This is a genomic window from Streptomyces sp. NPDC047315 (assembly GCF_040643215.1).
GTDB lineage: Bacteria > Actinomycetota > Actinomycetes > Streptomycetales > Streptomycetaceae > Streptomyces.
The window spans coordinates 279,657-292,464 of sequence record NZ_JBEYTZ010000007.1 but is presented as its reverse complement, the minus strand read 5'-3'; the positions used below and the strand labels follow the sequence as shown (position 1 = coordinate 292,464).

The window sequence follows — 12,808 nt, the reverse complement described above, 5'->3', positions numbered from 1 at the left end:
GGCGGGAGCGCGGTGCTGCTGGCCGGGTGCGCCTCGATGCCCGACAGCGGGGACATCCACGCCGTCAAGGCGTCACCGCGGGCGGACGCGCAGGTACGGGTGTATCCGGTGCCGCCCCGTAACGGCGCCGAGCCGAGGGAGATCATCAACGGCTTCCTTGAGGCGATGACCAGCGATGACGTCGACTTCGCCACCGCCCGTACGTATCTCTCGCCGAAGATCGCGAAAAAGTGGCGGCCGGAGGAGCGGACGACGGTGCTGACGGCTGCGCCCACCTCGCGGGACGCGCCGAGTCGGGACGTACCGGAGAGCCAGGGGTACACGTTTCCGCTCGCCGGTACGCGCATAGCGACGGTCAACTCGCAGCTGGAGTACGAGGCCGAAACCCCCAGCGAGCACAGTTGGGACATCCACGTCTCGAAGCAGAACCCCGATGGGGAGTGGCGGATCGATTCGCTGCCGGACGGCCTGGTGCTCGGGCTCTCCGACTTCCAGCGCAACTACCGCTCAGTGAACAAGTACTACTTCGCCAGCGGCCGGGCGAAGGTCGTGGCCGACCCCGTCTTCATCCGGCAGCGGGTGGACCCGGTCACGGGGATGGACCCGGTGACGCAGGCGGTCAAGGCGCTGCTGGACGGGCCGACGAACTGGCTGAAACCGGTGGTCGAGTCGCCCTTCCCGAGCGGTACGGCCCTGAAGGAGGGCGTCACCTCGCTGACGATCGACGACCGTGACGTGCTGAAGGTGCCGCTCAACGAGAAGGCGGCGAACACGGGCCGCGCGCAGTGCACCAAGATGGCCGTACAGATCATGTTCACGCTGAATGACCTGTCGTCCGCCAACGTGGACCAGGTGGAGTTGCAGCGGGCGGACGGCTCGCAGCTGTGCGTGTTCTTCAAGGGGCAGGAGAAGAACTACGCGCCGGACAGCGGGGCGGCGGGGCGCGAGGTGCGGCAGTACTTCGTCAACGACAAGCGCCAGTTGGCGGTGTTGAACGGCAGCGGGACCGACGGCAGCGTGCCGGAGCCGGTCCAAGGGCCGTTCGGGTCGGGGCACGTGCCGGTGGGCATGGCCGCGGTCGCCCGGGAGAACGAACGCACCGCCGCCGTGGTCTCGCCAGACCGGACGAAGCTGCACGTGTCGCCGATCACGGCTCCGAGCGCGCCCAAGCCACCCGTGGTGACCAGTACCGGCAAGAGCGAGGGCGACCGGCTCACGGCACCGAGTTGGGACGGGCTCGGCGACCTGTGGGTGGCCGACCGCAACCCTGAGGGGCCGGTGCTGCTGCGGCTGCCGTCCGGCAACGGACCGCCGCAGGAGGTCCCGATCGTGCCGGGGCTGGACGGGGCGCGGATCAGTTCCCTGAAGGTCTCGGCGGACGGTGCGCGGATCGCGCTGCTGCTGGAGAGGGACGGCAAGACGACGCTGCAGATCGGGCGCGTGGAACGGTCGGGCACGGGGGCCCACGCGGCGGTCTCGGTGGCCCACCTACGGGCCGCGGCACCGCAGATGGAGAACGTCTCGGCCGTCTCCTGGGCCGGCGCCAGCCGTCTCGTCGTGGTCGGCAGGGAGGCCGGCGGCGTGCCACAGGTGCGCTACATCCAGACGGACGGCTCGACGCCGGCGGGGAGCGTGCTGCCCGGGCTGAACCGGGTGAAGTCGGTGACGGCGTCCGACATCGAGGGCCGCCCCCTGGTGGCGCACTCGGAGGACGACGGCATCGTGCGGCTTCCGGCGGGCGGGAACTGGCAGACGGTGGACACGACGGGCTCGTTCCCGATCTACCCCGGCTGACCGCAGACCGACCTCGGCCGACCGCAAACCTACGCTGGCGGGCACGCGCTGCATCCGGCTGGTTGAGAAAATCACAGGTCAGGAACGTGCGGCGAGAGTTATCCACAGGGGTGGCGGGCTCTTGCGGCTCCGGGCACAGTGGAATGCATGCGGGGGTGGTGGCAGGAGATCTCCGGCCTGGTGCTGCCGGCCGCATGCGGTGGCTGCGGTGTCCCGCGCACGCCACTGTGCGATGAGTGCGCGCATGAGCTGTACGGCTCCGCTGCGCGCCGGGTGACACCGGATCCCGCGCCCGTCGGGCTGCCGGTGGTGCACGCGGCAGCCGCGTACGTCGACGCGGTGCGCGCGGTGCTGTTGGCCCACAAGGAGCGGGGCGCGTTGGGGCTGGCCCGGCCCTTGGGCGTCGCGCTCGCGGGTGCCGTGCGGGCGGCGGTGCTCGACGGCGGTGGCGGGTGGCGGCAGGCGCCGCTGCTGCTCGTGCCGGTGCCGTCGTCGCGACGCGCGGTGCGGGCCCGCGGGCACGACGCGGCGCTGCGCATCGCCCGGGCGGCGGCGGGCGAGTTGCGGCGCACGGGTCGGCAGGCACGGGCCCTGCCGGTGCTGCGGCAGGTCCGTCCCGTGGCCGACCAGGCGGGTCTCACGGCCCGGGAGAGGGCGGAGAACCTCTCCGGGGCGCTGCGGGCCGTGGACGGGTCCGGACGGCTCCTGGCGGGCGGCAGGGCGGTGCTGGTGGACGACCTGCTGACGACGGGTGCGTCCCTGGCAGAGGCGGCCAGAGCGCTGGGAGAAGCGCTTGAGGAGGCGGGTGCCGGGCCCGGGCAGGCCCCGCTGAGCGCCGCGGTGGTGGCCGCACCCGCCGACGCCCTGCCCCTGCATAACGGGACGGGAGGCGAAGGAATGCGCGGGAAGCGAGTGGGAAGCGCAAGGGGAAGGGCCGAGGGAAGCACTGACGGAAGCACTGGCGGAAGCAGCTGAATCAGAAGTGATTGGAGTGAACTGAAGAGATTCTGGGAAAGCGGAACTTAAAGATCACGCACAATCGTTGGTCTGGGTGACAGGTGAAACGGTCCGTGTCCGCCCAAACGGACGTACGCGCTGGTAGCGGGTGCCGACACCCGCTGGATGGGGCTATGTTCGGTGGTGTGGAGTGCGGAATGAGGTCCCGTGCCTCACCGAATGCACTGCCGTCTCTCGTGGACGGGGATTCGGGGCTGCGAAAACCTCGAAAGTTGGTGGGGTGGGGATCTTGTCGACTGGGGAGGAGGAGGTGAAAGTCGCCTAGTCCGAGGCTCCGGTTCACCACCGGGGTCTGGTGCAAGAGGGAGACGCTCCGCGTCCGCTGTGACAGCGGGGCAATCCGGGAACGGAGTTCTGCGTGGACATCGTCGTCAAGGGCCGCAAGACCGAGGTGCCGGAGCGGTTCCGCAAGCACGTGGCCGACAAGCTGAAGCTGGACAAGATCCAGAAGCTCGACGCCAAGGTGATCAGCCTGGACGTCGAGGTGTCCAAGGAGCACAATCCGCGGCAGGCCGACCGTTCGGACCGAGTGGAGATCACGCTCCGCTCCCGCGGCCCGGTGATCCGGGCCGAGGCATCGGCCAGTGACCCCTACGCAGCGCTTGATCTGGCCACGGGCAAGTTGGAAGCGCGACTGCGCAAGCAGCACGACAAGCGGAGCGACCGCCGTGGCAACGGCCGACTGTCGGCTGCGGAGGTGCCCGACGTCGTCCCCAACGTCGCCGAGCTGAACGCGAACGGGCAGCCCGTCGCACACACATCGGAATCCATTCCCACCACCAAGATCGGTTCGCTCGAAGTGCAGGGCGAAGGGCCGCTCATCGTCCGCGAGAAGGTGCACACCGCGGCCCCGATGAGCCTCGACCAGGCGCTCTACGAGATGGAGCTGGTCGGACACGACTTCTATCTGTTCGTCGACTCCGAGACGAAGCAGCCCAGTGTCGTCTACCGGCGACACGCCTACGACTACGGCGTCATCCACCTGGAGACGGACCCCCTGGCCGGTTCCCCGGCCGGTGGCGCCGGAGGAGCGCTCGGCGGCTGAAACCGGCACCGTCCACCACGGGTGAGCGAGTGACGATGCCCCCGGGAGCGCCCCGTGCGCCCTCGGGGGCACCACCGTGCGCCCACAGGATCACCGCAGTGACGGTCAGGCATGAAAGCATGGCGTCATGGCCAACCGGTGTGTCGCACAACGGCGTTGGCTGATGGAACATGACCGTCAGGCCCTGATCTCAGGGGAGGAACGATGCCGGACAGCTTCGGACCGGTGCACCACCAAGCGGCCGGTGCCCGGGACACGGCCGTCGAGGTCGCCGCGAGCGGCCACCGAGCCGAGCCGATCCGAGTCCTCGTGGTGGATGACCACGCGCTCTTCAGAAGAGGGCTGGAGATCGTCCTCGCTCAGGAGGAGGACATCCAGGTCGTCGGCGAGGCCGGAGACGGCGCCGAGGCCGTCGACAAGGCTGCGGACCTCTTGCCCGACATCGTGCTGATGGACGTGCGGATGCCACGGCGCGGCGGCATCGAGGCGTGCACCTCGATCAAGGAGGTGGCTCCCAGCGCGAAGATCATCATGTTGACGATCAGCGACGAGGAGGCAGACCTCTACGACGCGATCAAGGCGGGGGCCACGGGGTACCTCCTCAAGGAGATCTCCACGGACGAGGTCGCCACCGCGATTCGGGCGGTGGCCGACGGGCAGTCGCAGATCAGTCCGTCCATGGCGTCCAAGCTGCTCACCGAGTTCAAGTCGATGATCCAACGCACGGACGAGCGCCGGCTCGTGCCGGCGCCGCGGCTCACCGACCGGGAGCTCGAAGTGCTCAAGCTGGTCGCCACGGGCATGAACAACCGCGACATCGCCAAGGAGCTGTTCATCTCGGAGAACACCGTGAAGAACCACGTCCGCAACATCCTGGAGAAGCTCCAGCTGCACTCCAGGATGGAGGCCGTGGTCTACGCGATGCGGGAGAAGATCCTGGAGATCCGCTAACCGGGCCGATCCGGCTGCGGGCGTCCGACTTCACGAGTCGGGCGCCCGTCGCACGGGTGGGTGGGGGCTGGGTCAGGACAGGGCGGCGGTGAGGGGAGCGGCCCACTCGGGGCGGTCGACGCGCTCGATCCGTACGGCGTCGCAGCCAACCCACTCCGCCGCCTCGCGCAGCGCCTGCGCCATGGGCGCAATGGCCTTGGCGGAGTCCAGGGAGACCTGCCTGGCCACCAGCGTCCGGCCCTCGCGCGCCGGGTCGACCCGGCCGAGCAACCGGCCGCCCGACAGCAGTGGCATCGCGAAGTACCCGTGCACGCGCTTGGGCTTGGGGACGTACGCCTCCAGCCGGTGGCTGAAGCCGAAGATCCGTTCCGTGCGGGCCCGCTCCCAGATCAGGGAGTCGAAGGGGGACAGCAGCGTCGTGCGGTGCCGGCCGCGCGGCGCGGTGGTCAGCGCCTCGGGATCGGCCCAGGCGGGCTTGGCCCAGCCCTCGACCGCGACCGGCACCAGGCCGGAGTCCGCGACGACCGCGTCGAACTGCTCGCCCTTCAACCGGTGGTAGTCCGCGATGTCCGCGCGCGTGCCGACGCCCAGGGCCTGGCCGGCGAGGCGGACGAGTCGGCGCAGGCACTCCGCGTCGTCCAGCTCGGTGCCCAGCAGGGCGTCCGGGACCGCGCGCTCCGCGAGGTCGTACACCCGCTTCCAGCCGCGCCGCTCGACGCAGACCACCTCGCCGTACATCAACGCGCGCTCAACGGCGACCTTGGAGGCGGACCAGTCCCACCACTCCCCGCCGTTCTTCGCGCCGCCCAGCTCCGTCGCGGTGAGCGGGCCCTCGGCGCGCAGTTGCTTGATCACCGTGTCGTACACGCCGTCGGGCAGGTCGTGGTACCACTGCGGGCGGGCTCGGTAGGCACGCCGGCGGAAGCCGAAGTGCGGCCACTCCTCGACGGGGAGGATGCACGCGGCGTGCGACCAGTACTCGAAGCTGTGGCCCTCGGTCCAGTACGCCTGCTCGACCGCCGTGCGGCCGACGGCGCCCAGCCGCGCGTACGGCACGAGTTCGTGGGAGCGGGCGAGCACCGAGATCGTGTCCAACTGGACCGCCCCCAGGTGGCGCAGGACGCCCCGCACCCCGGCGCGCCGGTCCGGCGCGCCCATGAAGCCCTGGGCACGCAGGGCTATGCGGCGGGCCTCGTCGGCGGACAACTCGGCAACAGGGGGCGGCAGCGTCGTCATGCTCCGAACGATAGAGGGTGCCACTGACAGTCCCCCTGACGGTTCCCGCGCTGTTGTCAGCCCCGGGCCGGGGCGGCCGGGAGATAGGCGTACGCGCTGTGCATCCCCAGGTCCGACGGCAGCAGCGAGCCGACCCAGACGTCCCGCAGCGTGCCGTTGTTCAGCAGGGACGCCCGCAGTTCGCCCTCGACCGTGAAGCCCGCGCGCACCGCGACCGCCCGGGAGGCGCCGTTGCCGATCTCGGCCCGCCACTCCAGACGCGTCGCCCCCAGCCGGGAGAAGGACCAGCGCGCCAGCGCGTCCACCGCCTCCGTCATGATCCCCCGCCCCCGGTACTCCCGCCCGAGCCAGAAGCCCACCTCCCACGTGCCCGAGAGGGTGCGGAGCGTGACCGCCACGGAGGCCATCACCGGGCCGCCGGCCACCGGGACGACGGCGAAGGTGAACATCGTGCCCGTGCGCCAGCCCTCCGGCACCAGCTGCCCGACGAAGTCGACGGCGTGCTGCCGCTCGTACGGGGAGGGGATCGGCGTCCACCGCTGGATGTCGGCGTCCTGGCAGAGCCGGAACACCTCGTCGGCGTCGTCCTCGGCGAATGTGCGCAGCAGCAGCCGCTCGGTGGTGAGTGTGATGGGCTCCATGCCCGGATTGTTTCCGGGCCCCGGACCGGACGCGAGCACTTTTCGTGCCGCACCGGCACCTTCCGCGCGTCCCGTGCGTTCACAAAGGGAGCACGGACGGCCCAGGACGGGTGCGGACCTCCCGAGCCGGCGCGGTCCTCGCTTACGATGGCCGTTGCGGTGGGGCCCGCCTGCCGTGCCCGTGCCCGAGTCCCCACGACCCAGCCAGGCCCGAATCGGCAAGGAGACCAGCCTCAGTGTCCGTCTTCAACAAGCTCATGCGTGCAGGCGAAGGCAAGATCCTGCGCAAACTGCACCGCATCGCGGACCAGGTCAACTCCATCGAAGAGGACTTCGTCAGCCTCTCCGACGCCGAGTTGCGGGCGCTCACGGAAGAGTACAAGGAGCGGTTCGCCAGCGGTGAGAACACCCTGGACGACCTGCTTCCGGAGGCGTTCGCCACCGTCCGTGAAGCCGCCAAGCGCGTCCTCGGTCAGCGCCACTACGACGTACAGATGATGGGCGGCGCCGCGCTGCACCTCGGTTACGTCGCGGAGATGAAGACCGGTGAGGGGAAGACCCTCGTCGGCACCCTCCCCGCCTATCTGAACGCGCTCTCCGGCAAGGGCGTCCACCTGATCACGGTCAACGACTACCTGGCCGAGCGCGACTCCGAGATGATGGGCCGCGTCCACAAGTTCCTGGGCCTGGAGGTCGGCTGCATCCTGGCGAACATGACGCCGGCGCAGCGCCGCGAGCAGTACGCCTGTGACATCACCTACGGCACGAACAACGAGTTCGGCTTCGACTACCTCCGCGACAACATGGCGTGGTCCAAGGACGAGCTCGTCCAGCGCGGCCACAACTTCGCCATCGTCGACGAGGTCGACTCGATCCTCGTCGACGAGGCCCGTACGCCGCTGATCATCTCCGGCCCCGCCGACCAGGCCACGAAGTGGTACGGCGACTTCGCCAAGCTGGTGACCCGCCTGACCAAGGGCGAGGCGGGCAACCACCTCAAGGGCATCGAGGAGACCGGCGACTACGAGGTCGACGAGAAGAAGCGCACCGTCGGCATCCACGAGTCCGGCGTGGCCAAGGTCGAGGACTGGCTGGGCATCGACAACCTCTACGAGTCGGTGAACACCCCCCTCGTCGGCTACCTGAACAACGCCATCAAGGCCAAGGAACTGTTCAAGAAGGACAAGGACTACGTCGTCATCGACGGCGAAGTCATGATCGTCGACGAGCACACCGGCCGCATCCTCGCCGGCCGCCGCTACAACGAGGGCATGCACCAGGCGATCGAGGCGAAGGAAGGGGTGGACATCAAGGACGAGAACCAGACCCTCGCCACGATCACCCTGCAGAACTTCTTCCGCCTCTACGACAAGCTCTCCGGCATGACCGGTACGGCGATGACCGAGGCCGCCGAGTTCCAGCAGATCTACAAGCTCGGCGTGGTCCCGATCCCGACGAACCGGCCGATGGTCCGCATGGACCAGTCCGACCTGATCTACCGCACCGAGGTCGCCAAGTTCGCCGCCGTCGTCGACGACATCGCGGAGAAGCACGAGAAGGGTCAGCCCATCCTGGTCGGCACGACCTCCGTCGAGAAGTCCGAGTACCTGTCGCAGCAGCTCAGCAAGCGCGGCGTGCAGCACGAAGTGCTGAACGCCAAGCAGCACGACCGGGAGGCGATCATCGTCGCCCAGGCCGGCCGTAAGGGCGCCGTCACCGTCGCGACGAACATGGCCGGCCGCGGTACGGACATCAAGCTCGGCGGCAATCCGGACGACCTCGCCGAGGCGGAGCTGCGTCAGCGCGGACTCGACCCGGTCGAGCACGTCGAGGAGTGGGCGGCGGCGCTGCCCGCCGCGCTGGAGAAGGCGGAAGGGGCCGTGCGCGCGGAGTTCGAGGAGGTCACCGACCTCGGCGGGCTGTACGTGCTGGGCACCGAGCGCCACGAGTCCCGCCGCATCGACAACCAGCTCCGCGGTCGTTCCGGCCGTCAGGGCGACCCCGGCGAGTCCCGCTTCTACCTCTCCCTCGGGGACGACCTGATGCGCCTGTTCAAGGCGCAGATGGTCGAGCGCGTCATGGCGATGGCTAACGTCCCGGACGACGTCCCGATCGAGAACAAGATGGTCACCCGCGCCATCGCCTCCGCCCAGTCCCAGGTGGAGCAGCAGAACTTCGAGACGCGGAAGAACGTCCTCAAGTACGACGAGGTGCTCAACCGCCAGCGCGAGGTCATCTACGGCGAGCGCCGCCGCGTCCTGGAGGGCGAGGACCTGCAGGAGCAGATCCAGCACTTCATGAACGACACCATCGACGCCTACATCCAGGCAGAGACGGTCGAGGGCTTCGCCGAGGAGTGGGACCTGGACCGGCTGTGGGGCGCGTTCAAGCAGCTCTACCCGGTCAAGGCCACCATCGAGGAGCTGGAGGAGGCCGCGGGCGACCGCGCCGGGATCACCGCCGACTTCATCGCGGAGTCCATCAAGGAGGACATCCACGAGCAGTACGAGGAGCGGGAGAAGCAGCTCGGCTCCGAGATCATGCGCGAGCTGGAGCGCCGCGTGGTGCTGTCCGTCCTCGACCGCAAGTGGCGCGAGCACCTCTACGAGATGGACTACCTCCAGGAGGGCATCGGTCTGCGCGCCATGGCGCAGAAGGACCCCCTGGTCGAGTACCAGCGCGAGGGCTTCGACATGTTCACGGCCATGATGGACGGCATCAAGGAGGAGTCCGTCGGCTACCTGTTCAACCTGGAGGTCCAGGTCGAGCAGCAGGTCGAGGAGGTCCCGGTCGAGGACGACGCGGAGCGCCCCTCGCTGGAGAAGAAGGACGCGGTGCCGGCGGCGCGCCCCGAGATCCGCGCCAAGGGCCTGGAGGCCCCGCAGCGCCCGGACCGGCTGCACTTCTCCGCCCCCACGGTCGACGGAGAGGGCGGTGTCGTCGAGGGCGACTTCGACACCACCGAGAACCGCACCGCGTCCGTCTCGGGTGACGGGATGACGCGCGCCGAGCGGCGCAAGGCGCAGAAGGGCGGCGGGCGCCGCCGCAAGAAGTAGCCGACAGGAGCCCCGCGGGGGCAGTGCGTGACGGCGGCCGGGCCGGACTTCCGACGGGGAGTCCGGCCCGGCCGCGGTCGTACGGCAGGGGCTCAGGGCGCCGCCGCCCGGTCGCCGCCCAGCTCGACCGCGGAGCAGCGCCAGCGGCGGTCGTCGGGGCCCTGCTCCAGCCGGAAGGCCATGGCGTGCACCCGGTCGCCCGCGCTGATGCGGGCGAACGCCTCGATGACGCCCGGCCCGGGGCGGAACTCGCCGCAGTGGCGTACGACGGGCATCACCCGCTCGCCGGGGCGCAGCGGGGCGCCCGGCGCGAGCCGTACCAGCTGCTCGTACGCCTCTCCGATGGTGTGGCCGAGCATCCAGTGCACGGGGCGCTGGCCGCTGAGGACGGCGAGGAGGCGTTCGGCGAACCAGTAGTGGGGTTTGTCCCGGCGCTGGGGACGGGCCGGCGCCGAAGGGGTGCTCCGGCCGGGGCCGCGGCGGTCGAGCCGGCCCGCGGGGCGGGTCCCGGAAGGCCGTCCGGCCCGCCCCGGCGGCCTGTCCGGCGCCGGTCGCGCCGACGTCGCCTGCCTGGCCGCGCGGCCGGCCGCATCCCCGGCCGTGCCGCCGGGTGCTTCGGCCGTTCTCTCCAAGGGGCCGACCGCCGTCCCGCCTGGAGCCGTTCCGGGCGTTCCGTGCGCTCCGTCCGCTGCGTTCATCTTCTATCGCCCCCGTCCGCTCGGGCCCGGCTCGACCGCAGTCGATACCGGGCGGTAACTGCGCTCGGTGACCTTCTACGGCCCGGCGCGCGCCGGTCGCAACGGGGCGCCGGGGCGCTCGGCGCGACCGCCCGATTCACCTATCCGGGTGATGGTGGGGCGTGACGAGGGCGGACGGCCCGGGACCCGGGCTCTGCGGAGTGGACGGTTCCGCCCTGGTGGAGCGGCGGTCCGAAGGGGTACCGCGCACGTATCCTGAGGTGCGTCTTCCGACTACGAAAGCGGCCAGCCATGCGCGTCTACGTCCCTCTGACCCTCGCCGGACTCGCGCAGGCGCACCAGGCCGGAGAGCTGGGCCCGGGGCCGGTGACGGCGTACGGAGTCACCCCCGGACTGCGCGAGTGGTACGTCTCCGACGACATCGAGGAGCTGGAGTACGCGGCGCTCGGCAGGGCCGCCGCAGCCTCGCTGCGGATGATCGCGGGCGCTCCGGACGCGGTCCGCCGCCGGGTCGTCGTCGCCGTCGACGTACGGGACCAGGACGCCTCCGTCGACCCCGACCGGGCCTTGGACGCCACGTCCCTCGGCGAGGTGCGGATCGCCGTGGCGGTGCCGTTGTCCCTGGCCGGGGCGGTGCACGTGGACGCCGACGACGCCGTGGCCGACGTCTCCGCGGCGGCCGACGCGCTGGGCGCGGCGGACCGGGGCGACGACGACGCGCAGTTCACGGTGGACGGCGCGGAGGACCACGAGCTGCTCTGGTACGGAGTGCAGGAGATCCCCAACCTGGTGGGCTGACCCCGCACGCTGTCGTACCCGGCGGGTACGGTAGTTCGACATGGGGAAACACATGGGGAGTCATCTGGTCTGGGACTGGAACGGCACGTTGCTGGACGACGTGACGGCGGTCGTCGGTGCGGCGAACGCGGCGTTGGAGGTCGTCGGCCGGGAAGCCATCACCGTCGAGCAGTACCGCGAGTGGTATCGGGTGCCGATTCCGAAGTTCTACGAGCGGGTGCTGGGCCGGCTGCCGACGGACGCGGAGTGGGACGCGATGGACGTCGTCTTCCAGCGGACCTACCTGCAGAACTGCGTGGCGTGCGGGCTCACGACGGGCGTGGAGGCGCTGTTGCGCGATTGGCGGGACGCCGGCCGCAGCCAGTCGCTGCTCAGCATGCACGTCCACGACGAGCTGGTGCCGGCCGTGCAGGGCTTCGGCATCGAGAGCCACTTCGTACGGGTCGACGGACGCCGGGGGCCCGCGGGCCCGTCCAAGGCAGAGGCCATGGAGCGCCACCTCACGGCGCTCGCCGCCACCGTGTCGGTCGAGCGCACCGTGGTGATCGGTGACGCGGCGGACGACGCGGTGGCGGCGGCGCACGTGGGTGCGTGGGCGGTGCTGTACACGGGCGGTGCGCACAGCCGGGCCAATCTGGAGGCGACGGGCGCACCGGTGGTGGACTCCCTCGCGGAGGCGGTCGACCTGGCCGCCGAGCTGGTGGCCTGAGCAACGGCGGCCTGAGCTACGGCCCTGGCCACAGACCCACGCCACCGGACCCGGCCACCCGCGGCCTGCTCCGCGTCAGCCCTTGGCGCGGAGCACCTTCAGGAACTCGCGCATCCACATCGGGTGGTCCGGCCAGGCGCGGGAGGAGACGACGGTGCCGTCGACGACCGCCGCCACGTCCTGGAAGGTGGCGCCCGCGGCCTGCATGTCCAGTTCGAGCGCGGGGTACGCGGTGACGCGGCGGCCCTCCAGGCTGCCGATGGCGGCGGTCAGCAGCGGACCGTGACAGATCTGGGCGACGGGCTTGTCCGCGTCGAAGAAGGACTTGAGGATCTTGCGTAGCTCCGGGTCGTTGCGGAGGTACTCCGGGGCCCGCCCGCCCGGGATGACCAGGGCGGCGTACTGACCCGGCTCGACCTCGGAGAAGGCGAGGTCGGCCGGCCAGGTGTAGCCGGGCTTCTCGGTGTAGGTGTCGAAGCCGGGCTCGAAGTCGTGCACGACGAACTGCAGCTTCTTGCGGGCGGGGGCGGCGATGTGGACCTCGTAGCCCTCCTCCAGCAGCCGCTGGTAGGGGTAGAGCACTTCCAGGGACTCGGCTGCGTCGCCGGTGACGATGAGGACCTTCGTTGCCATGTCTGCTCCCGGTGTGAAGTCGGGCGGTGACTGAGACGAGCTGACTGTGACTGGCTGGCTATGACGGGCTATGACGAGCTGATTGAGAAGGACTGACTGAGAAGGACTGACTGAGACGGATCGGGCTGGTGCGGACTCACTGGGACGGCTCATCGAGACGGACCCGTGGGGACGGGCCGAATGACCCGACGGGGACGTCCGGGTACCTACCCGCTCGCACCGTTCCTTCC

The 12,808-nt window shown here is 70.3% G+C and carries 11 protein-coding genes; 7 read left to right on the top strand and 4 right to left on the bottom strand.

What is annotated here, in order from left to right:
* The first annotated feature begins 36 nt into the window (after nt 1-36).
* The 4 genes from ABZ842_RS10695 (at nt 37) to ABZ842_RS10680 (ending at nt 4,807) form a co-directional block, all read left to right on the top strand.
* Nucleotides 37-1,794 carry an LpqB family beta-propeller domain-containing protein gene (locus tag ABZ842_RS10695; protein ID WP_361535188.1) on the top strand — a complete coding sequence of 586 codons (1,758 nt, stop codon included), beginning with the start codon at nt 37-39 and terminating at the stop codon, nt 1,792-1,794.
* Nucleotides 1,795-1,941: 147 nt separating this feature from the next.
* Nucleotides 1,942-2,769 (top strand): ComF family protein, encoded by an 828-nt coding sequence (locus tag ABZ842_RS10690; RefSeq protein WP_361535045.1) that lies wholly within the window; start codon nt 1,942-1,944, stop codon nt 2,767-2,769.
* 400 nt (nt 2,770-3,169) lie between these two features.
* A complete protein-coding gene (gene raiA, locus ABZ842_RS10685) occupies nt 3,170-3,856 on the top strand; it encodes a ribosome-associated translation inhibitor RaiA (protein ID WP_361535042.1) in 687 nt (228 codons plus the stop codon).
* Nucleotides 3,857-4,060: 204 nt separating this feature from the next.
* Nucleotides 4,061-4,807 carry a response regulator transcription factor gene (locus ABZ842_RS10680; protein ID WP_361535039.1) on the top strand — a complete coding sequence of 249 codons (747 nt, stop codon included), beginning with the start codon at nt 4,061-4,063 and terminating at the stop codon, nt 4,805-4,807.
* 72 nt (nt 4,808-4,879) lie between these two features.
* On the opposite strand, the gene ABZ842_RS10675 is transcribed toward ABZ842_RS10680, so the two are convergent.
* Together ABZ842_RS10675 and ABZ842_RS10670 are read right to left on the bottom strand one after the other, a co-directional pair.
* A complete protein-coding gene (locus tag ABZ842_RS10675) occupies nt 4,880-6,043 on the bottom strand; it encodes a crosslink repair DNA glycosylase YcaQ family protein (RefSeq protein ID WP_361535036.1) in 1,164 nt (387 codons plus the stop codon).
* 56 nt (nt 6,044-6,099) lie between these two features.
* Nucleotides 6,100-6,684 carry a GNAT family N-acetyltransferase gene (locus ABZ842_RS10670; protein ID WP_361535033.1) on the bottom strand — a complete coding sequence of 195 codons (585 nt, stop codon included), beginning with the start codon at nt 6,682-6,684 and terminating at the stop codon, nt 6,100-6,102.
* A 236-nt stretch (nt 6,685-6,920) separates the two neighbouring features.
* On the opposite strand from ABZ842_RS10670, the gene secA reads away from it, so the two are divergent.
* Complete coding sequence (secA, locus tag ABZ842_RS10665; RefSeq protein ID WP_361535030.1) at nt 6,921-9,740, top strand: preprotein translocase subunit SecA; 2,820 nt, start codon at nt 6,921-6,923, stop codon at nt 9,738-9,740.
* 92 nt (nt 9,741-9,832) lie between these two features.
* Here secA and ABZ842_RS10660 read toward each other — a convergent pair whose 3' ends face one another.
* Nucleotides 9,833-10,372: an Rv3235 family protein gene (locus ABZ842_RS10660; RefSeq protein ID WP_361535027.1), complete on the bottom strand. Its 540-nt coding sequence runs from the start codon at nt 10,370-10,372 to the stop codon at nt 9,833-9,835.
* Nucleotides 10,373-10,729: 357 nt separating this feature from the next.
* Between ABZ842_RS10660 and ABZ842_RS10655 the strand changes: the two genes are divergently transcribed.
* Both ABZ842_RS10655 and ABZ842_RS10650 read left to right on the top strand, forming a co-directional pair.
* Nucleotides 10,730-11,236, top strand: coding sequence for a hypothetical protein (locus ABZ842_RS10655; RefSeq protein WP_361535024.1), 507 nt, complete (start codon nt 10,730-10,732; stop codon nt 11,234-11,236).
* Nucleotides 11,237-11,276: 40 nt separating this feature from the next.
* Nucleotides 11,277-11,945: an HAD hydrolase-like protein gene (locus ABZ842_RS10650; RefSeq protein WP_361535021.1), complete on the top strand. Its 669-nt coding sequence runs from the start codon at nt 11,277-11,279 to the stop codon at nt 11,943-11,945.
* Between the two features lie 75 nt (nt 11,946-12,020).
* On the opposite strand, the gene ABZ842_RS10645 is transcribed toward ABZ842_RS10650, so the two are convergent.
* Nucleotides 12,021-12,578 (bottom strand): DJ-1/PfpI family protein, encoded by a 558-nt coding sequence (locus ABZ842_RS10645; protein WP_361535018.1) that lies wholly within the window; start codon nt 12,576-12,578, stop codon nt 12,021-12,023.
* Between the last annotated feature and the right edge of the window lie 230 nt (nt 12,579-12,808).